Origin of the sequence: Nostoc sp. (genome assembly GCF_036917575.1) — a bacterium.
In the GTDB taxonomy this organism is placed as follows: domain Bacteria; phylum Cyanobacteriota; class Cyanobacteriia; order Cyanobacteriales; family Nostocaceae; genus Nostoc.
In genome coordinates this window covers 14029-32663 of the sequence record NZ_JBALDC010000101.1, presented here as the reverse complement: position 1 = coordinate 32663, position 18635 = coordinate 14029, and the positions used below count along the sequence as shown (strand labels likewise).

Here is an 18635-nt window from a genome sequence, read left to right as displayed (position 1 = left end):
AATCAGTACTTATTCTGTACCATCCATTGATTATTGACCACTAAATCACAGACTTCAATAGTTGCTCTATAACCATTTAATTACGAATTACGTAGCTTGCTTCTCATCAGAGGCGAGGATTACGAATTAGTAATTATTTGGTTATATTGATGCTAAAATTTAAAACCAGTTTTATTTTTTATCGCTAACAATACCTGACCATTGAACTTTTTTCTCTTTTTCCCGACGATAAGAAAAGAAATGCTCTGGAGTTTGGAAAGTACAATAAGGTGCGATCGCAATTTGTTCTGCACTAATTCCCATATTTTCCAGTTGTAAGCTATTCACTCGCCGCACATCCAGCCGTACCTTTCCAGGATTGGGGTCTTTCAGTAAGGGTGAATTTGCTATTTCATGCAATGCCGTGACAATTTTTTCTTCGTCATCATGTGGTATAATACTAGCCCCGATTTCCGCAGCTACTTCCATAGAGACTTGGTAAACCTCACCAGCGATCGCCGGGCCCATCGCAATGCGTAAATCATCGAGTTTACTGCCTTGAGATTGTAATCGAGCGATCGCTAAAGGCACAATTTTTTTAGCAGTCCCCCGCCAGCCTGCGTGTAATGCTGCCACTTGTCCAGTTTGCACATCCCCAATCAACACGGGTGTACAATCTGCGCTAGCTACCCAAACCGCTTGTAGAGGCTGTTCGCTAATTAAACCATCTGCCGATGCGAAATCCTCTTCAGCAGAGTTTAAGAAGCTTTCAACTTCTTGGGGGGTGAGAACAGTATTGCCATGAACCTGCTTTAAGCGATAGACTGATGCCTCTGGTTGCAATACTTCTGTGATAACTTGTGGCGATCGCGGCCAAAACTGCTGAGTAAAGAAGCCGTGATGCCAACGTTCCAGAATACTACAAGTTAAATAGGGCAGTCCTTCCCAATTGTGCCAGTGCCAAGTGTGCATCTTCAACCAAACCTAAACAGGATCACTTATTAGCCAATCAATGCTAACTTGAACAACGGAATTTGGGTTAACTGCTGTGGGATTTAATCTGCAAAACTTGGAAACAGCCTTGCAAGCAGGGCGTAAGTATAGATATTTACCATTTTCCCTTCACTTTTTTGAAAGCGTCTCCTCAACCAACCAAACTCTCTGGAACTTACTTAACCAAGGGGCTATTTCAGGAACAGTAGTAATCGCAACTCAGCAATCTGCTGGGCGGGGACAATGGGGCCGCCAATGGATTTCTCCTATTGGGGGATTATATGTTTCTGTGGCAATTTCCTTCGACCAGAAAATAGAGGCTACTGACAGCTATCAGCTAACTTTTGCCACTGCTTGGGGAATTACGTCACAATTGCGCCAACACGGTATAGATGTTGGGATAAAATGGCCCAATGATTTAGTTTTAAATGGTCGCAAACTAGGCGGCATTTTGACAGAAACCAAAGTAAACAAAGGACAAATCACCCAAGCAGTAATTGGTGTTGGTATTAACTGGACAAACCCAGTACCAGAAACTGGAATCAATCTGGAATCGTGGCAAGCTTCCCAAGATATTAGACCAATTTCTTGTCTGGAAATGTTAACCTCTAAAGTCTTGCTAGGAATAGAATCCGGTATAGAGTGCCTTGAACAAGAAGGAGTAAATATACTCTTGTCTCGCTATCTAGACTTGCTTACAAACATCGGCGATCGGGTGTACATCAATAATCTTTCAGGTACAGTAGTTGGGGTGACTCTTCAAGGAAATTTACGAGTTGATTTAGAAACAGATGATGCAAAAGAATTAATTACACCGGAAATTTATATTGAACCCGGTACAATCAGTTTGGGATACCAGAAATCTTCCGTTTAAATTTGAGGTTTGTTCAAAATTTCGCTCTTTGGGCAAGACAAACCATTAGCATCATCTCTTTAGGCTAATTACACACAACTGAAAGAACAAATGACGCAGCGCAATAATTCTGCCCATCATCGTTTGCATTACCTATGGCAGCAAGGTCTAACAAAAAAACGTTTTGCCTCAACGCTACCAGCTCAGAGCCTCTGTTGGCTTAGTAGCGTTAGCCTCCTTAGCGGTGGCTTCGTGTTTGCCCAAACGGAAGCACAAATAGACAACATCGTTCCCACTGTTGAAAGTTCTCAGTCAACAGCTGTTACAAATCCAGTTAAAGCTTCGACTTATAAAAAACAGGCTGTTACACCGGAAGCCCCTCAAGCGCAACCGGAATTTTCCCAACGACGATCCAGACTTACACAGAGACTAAATAAAAAGCCAGAGGTTGCTCAATCAAAAGAGCCAGTTAGGCAGTCTACACCCAAAATCGAAGCTGCTGAACCTGTTGTGATTATTAGACAGTCAAAGCTTAAAGTAGAAGCCTCACAGGTTACTCCAATAAAAGTGAGACAGGAAAAACCCAACACCCCTGTCCGCTATGCACCTGAAAAACTTCCAATAGTCGCTCAACCATCAAATAATTCCAACAGCCCTGTCAGTGCAACAGCTGAGAAAACCAAGGATTATAATAACGCCTATATCGATCCTAATAGTTATGACAGTGGTGCAACAGGTACTTATCAAGCACCAAACTCTGTAATTGTTACAGAACGCTCTAGTGGTTGTCGAGCCATTTTGCCATCAGGGCAAAGTGTATTAGGTGGCGTTTGCGCCAAAGTACCTGAAAAAAGTGTAGCTAATTCTAATGGTAAACCAGCACCTAATTGGCTCAGAAGAAGTGAAAATGCCCAATTACCGATAGTTCCACCCGTGCGACAGATTGCCGCTACTGGCAACACCAGTAGATGGCGTGCTGCTCAAAGTGGTTCTACCAGTGTTACCAAGAGCGCATTTCGCCCGAATCGGTTTATCCCGACTCCTGCTGAATTCAGTCCCACAACAGTGAGTGCAGCTCCCATCGCACCGAGTGGTGGGACTTTACCGCCACCAATGGCAGATGGCAACATTGCACCCCGCCCCAGTAACGTAGCTTACGACTTCTCACTGGCATCAGTATTGCCACAAATCCCCTACATGGGGAGAGTCGCCTATAGTGGTACGGGAATGATGTATCCACTATCTATTCCCGCTCCCATTACTTCTTTGTTTGGTTGGCGAATTCATCCAATCACAGGTACTCAACGCTTCCATGCTGGTACAGACTTGGGTGCGCCTACCGGAACACCAGTTTTGGCAGCTGCTGCGGGTCAAGTGGAAACCGCTAACTGGGTTGGTGGTTATGGTTTAACCGTTATCCTAAATCACAAATCTGCTGAACAAACTCTCTACGGTCACATGTCAGAAATCCTTGTTCAACCCGGTCAATGGGTACAACCTGGAACTGTCATCGGGCTAGTTGGCAGCACCGGGAATTCCACAGGCCCTCACTTGCACTTTGAAGTTCGTCACCTGACACAAGATGGGTGGGTTGCTACTGACCCAGGCGTGGAATTACAAAGTGCCCTCAGCCAGTTAGTGCGAGGCTCGCAAACCGCTCAGGTGAGCCAGCAACCGGGCAGTTAAAAAAAGTTAGGAGTGAGGAGTGAAGAGTTATGAATTTAAAACTCCTAACTCCTAACTCCTAACTTTTTTAATTACAAATACCCGTGTTCTGCTAAGAATGCGGGTGTAATACCATCTACACTATTGTTATCAGAGGGTGTAGCGTGTGGGTTGCCAGAGTAAAGGAATTTTTCGACGTATTTGCCGAGAATATCCCCTTCTAGATTCACCAAACTGCCTGCAACCAAGTAGCGAAGATTTGTCTCGCTGTATGTGACGGGAATTACCGCCACCTTGAATTGGGAGAGTTCTGGCTCATAAGCGGCGACAGTGAGGCTGATACCATTGACGGCAATGCTACCTTTGGGGACAATGTACCGTGCGATCGCAACGGAAGCAATAAAGGTCATTTCCCAAGAACTAGCCGTTTGTTCGGCCTCTAGCAATCGACCGATGCCGTCTACATGACCCATCACAAAATGACCGCCAACTTTGCTACCTACCTTTAGCGACGCTTCTAAATTGACATATCTCTGTTGCGTTTGCTCACCTCCTAGAGTGGTGCGGCGTAGAGTTTCCGGTGAAGCAGTGACAAGAAACCCGTCTTTTAAAACTTGTTCCACTGTCAGGCAAACACCATCTACAGCAACACTGTCACCATAAGCCAAATCTTGCATAATTACTTCACCCGACTGGCTTACACAAGTAATTTGCCAAGAATCGCCCCCCAAGGGTTCCATCGTTCCTAATGCTTGGATTAATCCTGTAAACACGGCTTTTTTGTCAAACTAACTCTATTTATTGCCTAATTTTGCCTGGAATCAATTGGTAATTATCACATAAATCTCCAACATCCAAGTATATTTTCTGACTTTTTTTCGCATAGGAATATTAACACATTAGCATCCTTCACAGGGCATACTTGGGTAAGAAGGTTATTGTCTAAGAAGACCAATTTGACTTACTCTGGTTTTCACCACAAGTTCGGAGTTTAATAGAAGCAATTATAGAGAACGAATGCTTATGTTTATTACTGTAACCAAACCGCCTAAAAATGGGTGCTATTTAATACACGCCATCCAAGGCTCTCAAAGCATGGTAGAGGCTTAGGCAATGATTGAAATGAAAGTCGCTGGCATAGCATTAGATGCCATAACTCGCAGCCCAATTGTCCTTTTGAAAGATTCTTCAGATCGGCGGGCTTTGCCAATTTACATTGGTCAGGAACAGGCTAGGGCAATTATGGGCGCACTGGAGAATCAGAAGCCTCCTAGACCCTTAACTCATGACCTGATTGTGAATCTTCTAGAGACTTGGAACATGACTCTAGAAAAGGTGATTATTCATTCTTTGCAAAAGGATACATTTTATGCAGCTTTAATTGTCCAGCAAGGCGAAGTCAAAAAAGAAATTGACGCGCGTCCTAGCGATGCGATCGCTATTGCCCTCCGTACAAATACTCCTATCTGGGTAATGGAAGAAGTCATTGCTGATGCTTCTATCCCTGTTGATCGCGATGCAGATGAAGCCGAACAGCAAGCCTTCCGTGAATTTATTTCCAATCTCCGTCCTGAAGATTTGATCAAGCGCTTTGGTAATGGCGACAGCTAAATTAAAGTTATGAGTTATGAGTTATTTTGCTTCGACTCCTAATTTGTAAGCAAAAAAAGTTAGTAGTTAAGAGTTATGATTTACTTCTTTCAACTCCTAACTTATAACTCCTAACTCTTTGTTAAAAATGAAATACCGACGCTTTGGAAAAACGAATCTGCGCCTCTCGGTTTTTTCTTTGGGAACGATGCGCTACCTGGCTGATTTTGAAAATGCTTACCAGACTATCGAAGAAGCCTTGGCGTTAGGAATTAATCATCTAGAAACCGCCAGAGGTTACGGTAAAAGTGAGGAGTATCTTGGTAGGGCGCTAAAAGCTGGGTTGTCAGTACCCCGAACGAGGCTTTATGTCACTACTAAAATTTCAGCCACAGCAGATGCTGATACCATGCGTCGGTGTATCGACGAATCCCTAGAACGATTACAACTAGATTATTTAGATTGCTTAGGGGTTCATGGTTTGAACACTTGGCAACATTTGGAGTGGATACAAGCCAAAAATGGTTGTATGCAAGCAGTGGAAGAAGCTGTTGCTGATGGGCGAGTGCGACACGTTGGTTTTTCCACCCACGGGCCATTAGAAGTAATTCAGGCAGCAATTAATACAGATTTATTTGAATTTGTCAATCTGCATTATTACTATTTTTTTCAACGGCACGCACCAGCGATTCAACTAGCTGCCGAAAAGGATATGGGCATTTTCATTATTTCTCCTGCTGATAAGGGAGGACGCCTCTACACGCCACCGCAAACTCTAAAAGACCTGTGTTATCCGTATTCACCCTTAGAATTAAACTATCGATTTTTACTTGCTAATAATCGTATTACTACTTTGAGTATAGGGCCAGCTAACCCAAAAGAATTAAGAGAACCTTTGCAAATTGCTGACGATGATGGAGAGTTAAAATTAGCAGAAATTTCTACTTTTCAACGATTAGAAAATCAGCAAAAACTTGCTTTGAAAACTGATAATTGTAGTCAGTGTTATGCTTGTTTACCCTGTCCAGAAAATATCAATATTCCAGAGGTATTGCGGTTACGTAATCTCGCAGTAGCATACGATATGAAAGATTATGGTCAATATCGTTACGGAATGTTTGAAAATGCTGGTCACTGGTTCCCTGGAATGAAAGGCAACCGATGTACAGAATGTGGTGACTGTTTGCCTCGCTGTCCAGAAAAGTTAGATATTCCAGCTTTGTTAAAAGACACTCACCAAAAATTAAGTGGCAAAGCAGGTCGGAGATTGTGGGGTTGAGCAAGAGGCAGGGGGCAGACGGCAGGGGAGGCAGGGAAAGTGATTTGTATCAATTATTTTGTAAAATGGTGTGACCACCCTGAAACATAAAAATCCCAAAAAGTTTCTAGGTTTTAACTTTAGGGTTTTCAGCGAACATTCTGAGAAAATTGTAAAATTAATAAAGATTTAATAGAGTCAGGAATATCTGCCCAAGCTGGGGTATCTCGCGCAAAGAAAGATGAAGATTAAAAAAAAAGAAATATCCTACGTCAATCACTGACGGTTTTTCGCTACAGTGGACGGGCTGTAAGCTTAGTATGGACTACTAGCCGATCGCTTACTATTCTTCTGGCAAGTCTAACTTTAGTGGCTGGTCTTTTACCGGCGGCGATATCCTACATTAGTAAGTTAATTGTGGATGCGGTAGTATTTGCATCTCAAGTTAATTTACAAAACAATGGTTTTGTCAATATTTACCCGTCTCTATTTTATGTAGGATTAGAAGCGATCGCTGTAATTTTACTAGCAGGCGGTCAACGGGGAATTATCATTTGTCAGTCGTTGTTACGGGCGCTAATGGGTCAACGGGTAAATGTACTAATTTTAGAAAAGGCGCTGACACTGGATCTTAGGCAGTTTGAAGACTCAGAATTTTATGACAAATTGACCAATGCCCGACGAGAAGCATCAGTTCGTCCTCTTTCCTTAGTAAACCGCACCTTTGGATTAGTGCAAAGTGCCCTTTCCCTGATTACCTACGGGATTTTGCTAGTAAATTTCTCAGTTTGGGCGGTGGTGGTACTGGTTTTGGCAGCTATGCCTGTATTTATTGCGGAAACAAAATTTGCTGGAGAAGGCTTTCGCTTATTTAGTTGGCGTGCGCCAGAAACTCGTCAACAAAACTACTTAGAAAATTTACTAGCAAGAGAAGATTTTGTCACAGAAGTCAAACTCTATCAGCTGGGAGAGATGCTGCTAGAACGTTACCGCAACCTGTTTGAGCAACTCTATGGCGAAGACCGCGATTTGACTCTGCGGCGAGGATTGTGGGGATATCTACTGAGTTTAGTCAGTACTGGGGCTTTTTACCTAGCTTATGCTTGGATTGTGTTGGAAACAGTGCTAGGTAAGATTTCTTTGGGAGATATGACAATGTATCTCACTGTGTTTCGTCAAGGACAATCTACTTTCTCCAATGCCCTCACTTCTATTGGAGGGATGTATGAAGACAACCTATATCTATCAAATCTTTACGATTTTCTGGAAGAAGAAGTACCAAAATCTTGGGGTAAAGCAACCATTGGTTTAAATCCCCAAGATGGTATCCGTTTTGAGAATGTCTCATTTACTTATCCAGGAAGTTCCAAGCCAGCATTGAGAAATATTTCGCTACATCTCAAACGTAAAGAGAAACTGGCAATTGTGGGTGAAAACGGTTCCGGTAAGACTACCTTAATCAAACTACTTACCCGACTCTACACGCCAGACTCTGGGCGAATTTTATTAGATGGGTTGGACTTGCAGGAATGGGATGTGGATGTATTGCGGCGTCGTATTGGTGTGATTTTTCAGAACTTTGTCCGCTACCAGTTCACTGTGGGAGAGAATATTGGCGTGGGTGATGTAGAACATCTCGAAAACAAAACACAGTGGCAAACTGCTGCCCAAAAAGGCATGGCTCAATCTTTTATTGACCAATTACCTCAAAGCTTTCAGACTCAACTTGGTCGTTGGTTTAAGGGAGGACAAGAACTTTCTGGGGGACAGTGGCAAAAGATTGCTTTGTCTCGTGCTTTTATGCGATCGCAAGCAGATATCTTGGTGTTAGATGAACCAACATCAGCGATAGATGCCCAAGCTGAGTTTGAGATTTTCAATCATTTTCGCGCTATTACTCAAAATCAGATGGTACTTTTGATTTCCCATCGCTTCTCGACAGTACGGATGGCTGACAAAATTCTAGTTATAGAAAATGGGGAAGTTATAGAACAAGGAACTCACGAAGATTTGTTAAAGCTAAAAGGACGTTATGCCAAGTTGTTTCTGTTACAAGCCGCCGGTTATCAATAGGAAAAAGAGCTAACAAACTTTGTGAATTTAGATGAGGAGTTCTATTTCAAGGGGTTCAATCTGTTGATACGTTCAGCCTACGTGACTCCTATCGGCAAGCTGGTCATGCTGTGATTACAGATTTCTCTCTCACAGATGGGGACAAGCTCAATCTTCGCGGTTCTGCTAGTGATTACACATTCGTACAGCAAAACTTCAATAGTAATAATATAGTAACAGACAAGGTGATTAGGACGCTGTGCGAAGCACATCTTCCATAGCATTCTGAAGACAGTCAAATTGAATTAGTTGTTTACGAATTCGACTCTTCAACCATGACCAACATTGCTCAATTTTATTAAGACCAGGTGAATAGGATGGCAAGTATTTTAAGTGACAGTCTGCGGATTCAATGATTATACCGTTTGTCCTAACCATCTTGGCGGTTGCTATACTATTAAAAATCCCACCATTCGCTTTCTATTTGTAGCCTTGGCATTTTTAATTATTAATATTTGGATTTATCTAGTCTGGCATTATCTTAGTCGCTCAAAAGAAGTTCCAGACAAGTTTTCTCTCATCTATTTACGCTCAAACAGATGCTTGAATTTTTACGTCAAGCCGTAGACCGCAACTATGGGGTAGCCTGCGAAGTTTGTTTACCATCTGGCTGATTTTGATTGATTTTTGGAGTTCATACTAGAAGCTAATCTTATCATTATTCTGAGACGATCAGCTTTTTTCCATTCCTCCAAAAACGGTATCGTACACTACTATTTTTTAGCGATCGCAAAACTTTTCGGTCTACTGACATTATTGCCGGATGGGAATCAGAATTTGGATTATCTTCTTCTATTTGATACAAACCTTACAGCCTTTATATTTAGAATGAAATAGCCCTGCCCCTTTGTGGGGGTTTTTATATTACGAATAAAGTTTAATGGTTTGAATTGGTAAGATAGATTCCCTCACTGTTCTACTGAGGTTTAACTGTCCTTTGACTTGAAATTTTAATTGAAATTTAAATGAATTAGTAAAATTGTTATAATTAGCATTAAGAAAGTGGATATAACTAATAGTTAGGTTGCTGATAATTTGATTGCTTTGGTAAGGATTAGCTTGGAAGTGAGAATTAAAATCACCGATTAATTCATCGTTATTAGTTAAAATGATTCCAGATATTAACGAGGAAAATTTTTCAATGTTATCTAGATTACTATCGATGATATCTACAAAAAACTCTTGGGTAAATTCCCTAATTATGCATACGCTCATGAAGGAGTAATCTAACTTGATTTTATCAACTTTTGCTAATTTTTTTTTAAAGCTGATTGTTCTTTGCTGATAATCAATATTGAAATCAGTATCTTCCTGAAGCAAATTCTGTTGTTTTTCAATGACGAGATGACATAGGATTGAACCTTTAATTGGTGTTTGAGCGAGTTGATAGATAAGGTTGGGTTGTGGATTATCTATTTCTTGATGAAGTTGTTGTAGCGTTGGTTGACTGGAACTGCTTTGTTTAAAGTTTTGATTAATTTCTAATTTACTAGGATAAATACCTATCAATGGTAGTGATTGAAGTTGAGTTTCAGTGATAGGTAAAGCTACAATATGATTATCTGGCTGGGTGATTAATCCAGCCAATTCTGTTTGTATAACTTGGCTAATGTTGATGAGTAATTTTTGAATCACGGCTATGATAATTTGTTGATAGCTTCTAATTCTTCATATACTTTGCCATTTTCTTCGCTGTTAGCTTTGGCGAGTTCTTCTTTTAGTACCTGAATTGCTCCACTAATGCGGAGTAAGGTGTCTCTAATACTAGTTTGTTTAGCTTCTAAATCAGTTAGGACTTTTTGACCTTCGGCAAATTCAGTTTTGAGTTCAGCTAGACGTTTTTCCACTTGTTCTTTCATGTTCATTGCTTCTCAGATATAGGTAGTTTGTTTGGCTTGTTTTGATGAAGTTGAGCTTTGAGTTGCTCTACCTCAGTTTGAAGTGTCTCAATGATTCTGTATAGTTCCTGTGTGGCAGAGATATTAAGCATTGACAGGGCATCATAATCTACAACATGGAAGTCATTAACTTCTCGACCGTAAACAAATACCTCACCGTTGTAGGATAGAGGAATTTTAAAGCTATCTAATTCAATCGCTTCGACCGTAAAAACATTTGCCTCTGTGCCTTGAATGATTTTCACCCGTTCCCCAACTGTCAGTTTGTGGTCGGGTAAATTTATCCATTTATTTGAAATAAAAGCAGATTTAAAAATATCTGGCACTACATCAGTGATGGTAGAAACTGCTTGAGGAAAAATGCGAGCAATTTGTTGCCCAATAACTTTTTTGTGAATTTCATTTAAGTTATTAATTGTATCTTTTAAGGTGTAGTCAGTGATTTCGATTTGTCTTAAGAGCCTTAAGTCAGCATTACTATTACTACGAGCTTGAATCAGTTTTATTCTAGCATCTGAGAGTGCGTTAAATTCCAAACATGCAATGCGGTATTCAGCATACAATGAATAAAAAGCTGAATAGTCAGATTTGGATTTGCCAGTTTCATTTTTGCCATTGAAGAAGGCAAAATCTAAGCCTACGTTATTTAAATATCCTACAATTTCAAGCTTCGCCTTAGTTGGATTGTTTGTACCAATACCCACATTGCCACTGGCATTAATTCTCACACGTTCCACGTTATCGGTGTAGATAGCCAGTTGACCGTCACCTTGCTGTTTTAAGCCTGTGTCATCATCCCCGATCGCTAAATGAATTTTGGGTGTGGTTGTGCCAATGCCCACATTACCACTAGCGTTTACGCTTAGTCCGGTGGTAGTTGCCGAACCTTTGAGAGAAACGGTGTTGTTAACCGTGAGACTTCCATTCAAGGTGCTCTTACCAGTAACAGTTAGAGTATCAGTAAAAGCTGCATTGGTTGCTTTGAGCTTGCCACTTACATCCAACTTTTCTGTTGGACTCGTTGTGCCAATGCCCACATTGCCACTGGCATTAATTCTCATGCGTTCCGTATTATCGGTGTAAATAGCCAGTTCACCGTCACCTTGCTGTTTTAAGCCTGTGCCATCATCCCCGATCGCTAAATGAATTTTGGGTTCGCTTGTGCCAATGCCCACATTGCCACTGGCATTAATTCTCATGCGTTCCGTATTATCGGTGTAGATAGCAAGTTCACCGTCATCTTCCTGTTGTAAGCCTGTGCCATCATCCCCGATCGCTAAATGAATTTTGGGTTTGCTTGTGCCAATGCCCACATTACCACTGGCATTAATTGTCATGCGTTCCGTATTATCGGTGTAGATAGCAAGTTCACCGTCATCTTGCTGTTGTAAGGCTGTGCCACCATCCCCGATCGCTATGTAACCAGTAACAGTTAGAGTACCAGCAAAAGCTGCATTGGTTGCTTTGATGTTGCCATTTACCTCCAACTTTTCTGTTGGACTCGTTGTCCCAATGCCCACATTACCACTGGCATTAATTCTCATGCGTTCCGTATTATCGGTGTAGATAGCAAGTTCACCGTCATCTTCCTGTTGTAAGCCTGTGCCATCATCCCCGATCGCTAAATGAATTTTGGGTTCGCTTGTGCCAATACCCACATAGCCACTAGCGTTTACGCTTAGTCCAGTGGTATCTGCCGAACCTTTGAGAGAAACGGTGTTGTTAACCGTGATATTGCCAGAAATTTTGACATCACCAGTCACATTCAAGGCTTCTTGGATAGTTAATGGCCCTTTAAGGGTGTCTGCACCTTCGCGGTTGACTTTCGCTTGTTGTAGGCATTTAATCTCACTTATCGCTGCATTCCAATCAGCAGATAAAATCAAGTCGCCTGGTTTTTTATCTTGTGGTGAGAAATTAGAATTTACCATTTTCTATCCTTATTAAAAAATAATTTCCCAAACAAGGGTTAATTTGAAATCTGGGGTTTTAGTGACGACGGGAAACACCACCCGGTTATACATCACACCACCGTTAGCAGTATTAAACAAACCTGCTTCTTTAAGTTCGTAAGTCTGGTCTCCTGGTTCTTTAAAATCTAAGTCAGCACTAACAATAACTTTACGATTTTTTTGCTTAATATCTCGCCCTTCTTTGGTGATGGTTACTTCAGGAGTATCACTCAAATCTTTAGATAAATCGATGGCTTTAATTTTTTTACGGAAGACTTCTGTTTGTAATTTACTATCTGTCACTGGATTGACTGCTAAATTTCCTGTGCCGACAGCTAAATATCTGACAGGATCTATTTTTTGCCCTAAAAATAGCTGGGCAACTAAATCTCTACCTGTGTAGACAATAAAATTATCTGCTTTAACTTCTGTGATTAATTCATCATCGCGATTAAATGTTTGAATTTGCAATCTTCCCTGCATATCTAACTCATCGGACATTTTCATATTTTTTTGCTCTTTTAGTTGCTTATAATGGCGACAATACTATCCAAATCGATTACTTGTATCAAAGCCAGTGTAGTCAAAGACTCCAGAAAATACGAGATTATCTGATATGTCATGCTTCATTCCCTGCGGGTAAGGTAATTGATAACTACCCACAGTAAAATTAATGTCTTCGCTCAGGTGTTCTTCCTGAAAAGGCGATCGCACTATAGTTAAAGAATCTTCATAGTCGTGAATTTCGGTAATAGCTTTCTCGTAAGTAATAATTGCTAGTACACCTGCTGCTTTAACTTGACCAACAATCCCTAAAATTTGATTCCGGGGATGGTTCTCAGCTTCATCAAATTTATCAGTAAAACCAGGAATATCCCAAGGTATTTTTACTTCAAATACTCCCGGTGTGAGTTTATATAGTCTCATTTCTAAGTTGATTGCAGCTTCAGCAAAGGCAAAGGTAGCAGTATCAAAACTTTGCTGATTATATAAACCTACAGGATAGGCAGCAGAGTTTTTAATGTCTGCTGTAAATCTCCACTCAGAATTAGTTTGAGGTAATTTTGGTGTCGCTTCGTAAATCGAAAATACTTGACCGTTTAAAGTAGCTGTTTGTCCTCTAAACAATAGCACATCTCCTGGTTTTAATTCTCCGGTAAATGTGACTTTATATGGACTATTAATATTGATAACAGTAGGATTGACTAACGCTTCTACAGGTAAGTTGCTTAATACTTGAATACGAATTTCTACGTCTTCTTCTTGACGATTGGGATTTTGGACTTCAAAGTTTTGGAATAATGCTAGGGGATAGGTATAGCTAATGGTTGATTTCGAGGCTTTTTCTGGACGCACCCAAGTTAGTTCGGGCATAAATTCAATAAATTGAATTTGATTTCTCGCGTCCTGGGCTGCTACATCATTACCAACAATACCAAGATTAGCAGCAACAATATCGATAATACCTTGTTTAGTAGCAGCACCCCTACGTAAAATTTGAATCAATCCTTTGAGCCGTTCCCGATACGGTGCATAAATATTTTCAATATAATTGGGATAAGCGCTAGTCAGTAAAATACGATTTTGAATTTCTAATGGTTTATCTTGATAATAGTTGGGGATACCGCTTTTAATAATTGCATTGAGTAATTCTGGTTTATTGAGGCAATTATTAAGGGAATTAATGAGAGTTTTTTCTACTTCTTGTTCGCTAGGAATATCACTTAGGGCAATTTCTTCTGGATAAGCAGCTTCTAGCAACATCCGGTTGAGACGTTGTAAGTTTTCTCCAGTTGGCTGCTGTTTAATTAACTGTTTTACTTGTTCTTTTAGGAGTAATTTATCGAAGTATTCCCGATTTTTACGGTAAAGAGAAGGATTGATTAATTGCTGATTTAGTTCTATTTCCAGCAGTTTATATAAAGATATACCTTGTGATTCCTCTTCTAAAAGTCTTTGGGAACCATCATATTTGCCTAAAAGTTGCAGAATGTCTAAAGAAAGTTTAGTTTTGAAATATTTACTTAAGTCATTTTTAGGAATTAGGATTTTAATTGCTAACGCGCCTACATTTTTGAAAGCTTTGATATTGAATTGGGCGCGAGAAATATGAAAGCGTTCTAAGATATCGCGGTTTTCTTGCCTTAAATAACAGGATAAAGCATCTTTACCTTCTTGGATGGTTTTAGCAAATAGGGCAATATTTTTAATAGCACCAGGATAAAATTTGTAGTTTGCCTGCATGAGTTGGGAAGTACCACCCAAAGCTTCTAAATACAGGACAAAAATTTGGTCTAAGTCTCCCTTTTTGTTGGCAACAAACCCTTGAGAACCTTGATTATCAGCTGTATCCACAAGGTGCGATCGCATGACTTTGAATAAATCGCTTTCTCCTTGTTCCAGAATATAGCCAAATATATCGACAAATTTGTAGAGTAAACTTTCTACGTTTTTTGCATCGTAGAAACTTGGTAGCCGATTTGTGATGCTAATAGTTTTACCGCGTTTTTCTTCTGACATCTCAGGTATTTCATTGTAAATAATTAGTTTATTTAGCTGGGGGTATGCGCGAGCCTGTGGCTTTGCCTTGATCAATCACGTTTTGTACATCTGGTTGTGGTATTGTAGTTGTTGGTGGAATGTCAATTTCTACAGTGACTTTATTTTTAGAGATAGGTAATATTTGAGCTCGTTCTAGAGAACGAATTAAGATGTCTCCTGTAGGTAAGGTGATATTTGGAGATTGCAAATTAAGTTTTGCAATGTTGTAATCGCTGTTTCTAAGATACTGGATTGTTAAATCTGCGAGTTTTTGTTTATCTGCGGTGGTGATTTGCTCAGTAATTAAATCTACAATATTCTGAGTAGTAATTGGTCTAACTCGATCGCGGATTAGAACTAGTAGGTTAACTTTAACTTGGGCATAGTCTAGATTTTCACCTACTGATAATTTTGGTAAGTTTTGCGTTGGGTTACTATCATTAAAAATATTAGCGATCGCCTGCTGCATTAGCTGTTTTAGTTTATCTTTATTAATGTCTTGAAAGACTGCACCAATAATACTAAGCTTCAACGTCATTGCGGTAACTTCAACATTAACTACTACGATATCACTATCAATAGCAAAAGCATCTGCTAACCGTGGTTTTTCTAATTTGTCTACACGGATTTCCTGATTATCAATTCTATCTATTTCGATTTTTTTATCTAATTGCACCTGAAAATCATCAATCTTCCAAGTGACATCTAGTACCTTGTCTACAGATTTGGCTACTCCAACTAATCTTTCAATTTGAACTTTTTCTTCAGGCTGCAAATTTGCTAGATATTCTTCCAACTTAGTTCTAACTGTTTTGTAAATTTCCTGCTTTTCTTTTAACGTGGGTGGTAACGTTAATTTAAAAGCTCCCGTAATTTCCAATATTTTATTATATATAAATAAATTACCAACCTCGGCTTTTTCCACAAAACTAATATCGATCACATCTCCATTAAAAGGAAGTCCAGGCTGCCAAAATTCTGGTTTGAGAGTAATCTCAATTTTTTCAATTTTAACCAAACTAATTTTAGTAATCTCCGCCTCAAGCTGGCTTTTATTTATTTGCAAACTATGGCTGTCAAAATAAGCAACAATTTTTTCTTTAATTTCTGCTTGTAGTCTTTCATAGCTAACGCTAGCAGTTAAATTTTCGGACTGTAAATAAATATCCAGATTGACGATTAAGGGTTTAATTTCTGTAGCTACTCTGATATAACCAGGAGTAAATTTTTCTAAGACATCTACTAATAATTGTTTAACAGGCTTATCAGAGGCTTGATATTTTTCTGTATCTTCTTTACGCTTCACCTCTAGGATAAAATCGGCTATGTCATTCACTCCGTTAATCTCTAAAACTTGCTTGGTAAGCTGAGATATTAGCAACGGTTGCCCCATAGCCTGTTTAATAATGTGAGACTTAATAACTTTTTGAATTTCCTGTTCTAATTTGATAATTTCTAACTTGGGTAGTTTTAAACCATTGACTAATTCAATTTTAAATATCCCATTGATAGTTACAGTAATTGCTTGTTTAAGTATGACATAAATGCCTGCGGCTCTAACTCTCTCAATCTCTTGATTTAACTCACTAACTTTTCCGGTATCCCTAAAGTCAATGCCATCAACAAATACTTCAATAATACCAAAGTCTTTTAAGACAATTGGTTGGTGATTAATTACTTTTATAGAAATATTTTGAATATTATTAATAGTAGACTCATTAGTGGCTTGTAGAAGTTCTCCTGCTTGTCCGTCTACCACTGACTGAACATTTACTTTCACAGGGCTACTATTGTTAATAGTAACTTTTTCTGTGGTTTTAAAGCTGTTTTGACCGATTTTTATTTCACTATCTTTAGGAATTGTTACTGTTTGAGAATTACCATCTATATTTAGAGTGACTTCACCTCTAGCTTTGTGGAAGTTTTCCCGCACTTGTACTTGTTTAACACTCGGTAAACTAATTAAAGCCTGTTCAATTGCTGTAGTGTTTGCGCCACTAGCAGCCAGCAGAGTTTTTTTAGCGCGATCGCGTAATTCTTTGTCTGTTTCTTGGCGTTTTCCAGTAAATAAAATAGCCTCTTGATTAATTACAGATTTTACTCCTGTAATTGGCTGGGGCATGACTGTGATAGTTTCCGCATCAGTTTTTTGGCTTTCACCGCGCTGCACAGCTTGCACTCTGACATCAATAGCTTTTATGTCTCTAGTAAGGGTTTGTGCTTCGATGATTTTATAGACTTTTTTGGGAGATTCGGGCGTATCTTCGCTGGTAGCGATCAGTGTACCGATGGGAATCACAATATCTTCATCAATACCGATATCTCGAATAAATGTGACTTTCCCGGTAGCAAAGTCTGGTTCACCGCGCTTAATTCCCAAAATCGCAACTACTTGTTCTAATTGCACATCCTCGGCGGTGTTAACATACGCTGAGAGATAGACTTTTTCCATCTGTGCATATAACAAGGCCATTTCGTAGGCGAAAGACTCGAACATCGTCCGCACTACGCTACCTTCTTGAAAGTCAGTCAAATTTGGCAAACTGCGATCGCGCATCGCCTGAAATATTTGAGCAAAATCCTTGCGTTCAAATACCATTTTTCATACCTTAACCCAATAATTTTAAAGATTCAGATTCAATGCAATACTCAGAGGTGAAGGAGTGTCAATTCCTACAGTTTTGATATTGATGGTAATTTTGAGGGTATTCCGTTCAAACACTGTTCTAGGGGTGGCAAAAATTATCTCCAAAACTTCAGAAATTCTGGATTCTTGTGCTAGACATTCTCTAATGTAAAGTTCCGCCAATGCCTGCGATCGCTGGTTATTTTGTTCTCCTACTAACTTATACAGTCGAGAACCATAATTAGGATGTCCCAAGGCTGCTAATTCGCCCTGACGAGTTATTAAACGATTAATTATTGCTTGCGCCAAATTATCTAATCCTTTGACTGTGCTTAAATCCCTATTAGTAGGTTGTAAATCTACTAATTCTCGGTCAGATAAAAATTGTCCTGTTTTGCGTCTTGTTAGTAATATATCAATTTGATTGGAGTCATTATTCATTAGAAAAATTTTATTTATTATATATGTCGACTTGTTAAAAAATTGTTGGGATTTCTAATTTCATTAAATTTACTATTTAATTTATCATTGCCTGTTTTTATCTCACCTGTTACTTCTAAGTCACCACTGATTTTTACTTTACCTTTTTTACTAGGTAATAACTCAATATCTCCTCGCATATTAATATTGATTTTCGCTCCATTACTCATTTGCATAGAGATGCATTTATCTGAAATTTCTAAAACAACATCCTCCCCAGTTTGAGTTTTAACTATCAAAGATGTGTTGTCTGCAACTTCCAAAATAACTGCTTTACCAAGCTCATTCTCATCATGATTTAATCTCAAAGCCCCATTGAAATCTAGAACACCTTGAATGGTTGTACCTTGTGGCTCGACTTTAAATAATTCTTGGCTATTGTCAGGTTTAACTACAAAACTTCCCTGAGCAGTAATTTGATTATTAGTAACTAGAGAGATACCTTCTTTTTCATGTAGACAAATTAAAGCATGACCAGAACTATTTTCACCATGAGGACATTCGGCATCTGTTCCTTGACAAACTTCTCCATCATTTGGTTCTACATGACTTGGCATATCATAGGGACAAATGAATATTTTTAAATAAAGTGGATCAGCATCTTTTTGTTCTTGAATTAATGCTTCGGGGTTCCCTGTATATACATAATCACTATTTGCGCCTTTGATTCTAACCATATATTTTTTTT

At 39.4% G+C, this 18635-nt stretch carries 16 protein-coding genes and 1 pseudogene; 6 read left to right on the top strand and 11 right to left on the bottom strand.

Translation table 11 applies throughout. The features are described 5' to 3' along the window. Positions 1–171: 171 nt before the first annotated feature. Positions 172–951 (bottom strand): peptidoglycan editing factor PgeF, encoded by a 780-nt coding sequence (pgeF, locus tag V7K79_RS28740; protein WP_335052800.1) that lies wholly within the window; start codon positions 949–951, stop codon positions 172–174. Positions 952–1027: 76 nt separating this feature from the next. Here pgeF and V7K79_RS28735 point away from each other — a divergent pair, with 76 nt between their 5' ends. Further along, entirely contained in the window at positions 1028–1846 is an 819-nt protein-coding gene (locus V7K79_RS28735; protein ID WP_335052798.1) for a biotin--[acetyl-CoA-carboxylase] ligase, read from the top strand. Between the two features lie 90 nt (positions 1847–1936). Continuing rightward, positions 1937–3511, top strand: a complete 1575-nt coding sequence (locus V7K79_RS28730; protein ID WP_335052796.1) for a M23 family metallopeptidase — start codon at positions 1937–1939, stop codon at positions 3509–3511. A gap of 71 nt (positions 3512–3582) precedes the next feature. On the opposite strand, the gene V7K79_RS28725 is transcribed toward V7K79_RS28730, so the two are convergent. Then, positions 3583–4263 (bottom strand): riboflavin synthase, encoded by a 681-nt coding sequence (locus V7K79_RS28725; RefSeq protein ID WP_335052794.1) that lies wholly within the window; start codon positions 4261–4263, stop codon positions 3583–3585. A 340-nt stretch (positions 4264–4603) separates the two neighbouring features. On the opposite strand from V7K79_RS28725, the gene V7K79_RS28720 reads away from it, so the two are divergent. The 3 genes from V7K79_RS28720 to V7K79_RS28710 all read left to right on the top strand — a co-directional run bounded on the left by V7K79_RS28720 (position 4604) and on the right by V7K79_RS28710 (position 8411). Next, positions 4604–5101 carry a bifunctional nuclease family protein gene (locus V7K79_RS28720; RefSeq protein WP_012406891.1) on the top strand — a complete coding sequence of 166 codons (498 nt, stop codon included), beginning with the start codon at positions 4604–4606 and terminating at the stop codon, positions 5099–5101. 127 nt (positions 5102–5228) lie between these two features. Beyond that, complete coding sequence (locus tag V7K79_RS28715) at positions 5229–6359, top strand: aldo/keto reductase (protein ID WP_335052792.1); 1131 nt, start codon at positions 5229–5231, stop codon at positions 6357–6359. A gap of 243 nt (positions 6360–6602) precedes the next feature. Beyond that, entirely contained in the window at positions 6603–8411 is a 1809-nt protein-coding gene (locus tag V7K79_RS28710) for an ABC transporter ATP-binding protein (protein WP_335052877.1), read from the top strand. A gap of 228 nt (positions 8412–8639) precedes the next feature. On the opposite strand, the gene V7K79_RS28705 is transcribed toward V7K79_RS28710, so the two are convergent. After that, the gene (locus V7K79_RS28705) at positions 8640–8828 is read right to left on the bottom strand and encodes a transposase (protein WP_442938980.1); all 189 of its coding nucleotides are present in this window, start codon (positions 8826–8828) and stop codon (positions 8640–8642) included. A gap of 15 nt (positions 8829–8843) precedes the next feature. On the opposite strand from V7K79_RS28705, the pseudogene V7K79_RS30095 reads away from it, so the two are divergent. Next, positions 8844–9064 (top strand): annotated as a pseudogene (locus tag V7K79_RS30095) (ISH3 family transposase); the annotation flags it as partial. A gap of 250 nt (positions 9065–9314) precedes the next feature. On the opposite strand, the gene V7K79_RS28700 reads toward V7K79_RS30095, so the two are convergent. From V7K79_RS28700 to V7K79_RS28665, 8 genes are read right to left on the bottom strand one after another with little or no spacing between them, the layout of a single operon-like run. Next, complete coding sequence (locus V7K79_RS28700) at positions 9315–10085, bottom strand: hypothetical protein (protein WP_335052790.1); 771 nt, start codon at positions 10083–10085, stop codon at positions 9315–9317. 2 nt (positions 10086–10087) lie between these two features. Then, positions 10088–10315, bottom strand: a complete 228-nt coding sequence (locus V7K79_RS28695; RefSeq protein ID WP_335052788.1) for a hypothetical protein — start codon at positions 10313–10315, stop codon at positions 10088–10090. Continuing rightward, a complete protein-coding gene (locus tag V7K79_RS28690) occupies positions 10312–12279 on the bottom strand; it encodes a hypothetical protein (RefSeq protein ID WP_335052786.1) in 1968 nt (655 codons plus the stop codon). The genes V7K79_RS28695 and V7K79_RS28690 overlap by 4 nt, the downstream gene beginning before the upstream one ends. Positions 12280–12291: 12 nt before the next feature. Continuing rightward, positions 12292–12807 carry a hypothetical protein gene (locus V7K79_RS28685; protein ID WP_335052784.1) on the bottom strand — a complete coding sequence of 172 codons (516 nt, stop codon included), beginning with the start codon at positions 12805–12807 and terminating at the stop codon, positions 12292–12294. A 39-nt stretch (positions 12808–12846) separates the two neighbouring features. After that, a complete protein-coding gene (locus V7K79_RS28680) occupies positions 12847–14820 on the bottom strand; it encodes a hypothetical protein (protein ID WP_335052782.1) in 1974 nt (657 codons plus the stop codon). A gap of 28 nt (positions 14821–14848) precedes the next feature. After that, complete coding sequence (locus tag V7K79_RS28675; RefSeq protein WP_335052780.1) at positions 14849–17440, bottom strand: baseplate J/gp47 family protein; 2592 nt, start codon at positions 17438–17440, stop codon at positions 14849–14851. A gap of 24 nt (positions 17441–17464) precedes the next feature. Next, positions 17465–17908, bottom strand: a complete 444-nt coding sequence (locus tag V7K79_RS28670; RefSeq protein ID WP_335052778.1) for a DUF2634 domain-containing protein — start codon at positions 17906–17908, stop codon at positions 17465–17467. Between the two features lie 17 nt (positions 17909–17925). Then, on the bottom strand, positions 17926–18624 hold the full coding sequence (locus V7K79_RS28665; RefSeq protein ID WP_335052776.1) for a hypothetical protein: 699 nt from the start codon (positions 18622–18624) through the stop codon (positions 17926–17928). Between the last annotated feature and the right edge of the window lie 11 nt (positions 18625–18635).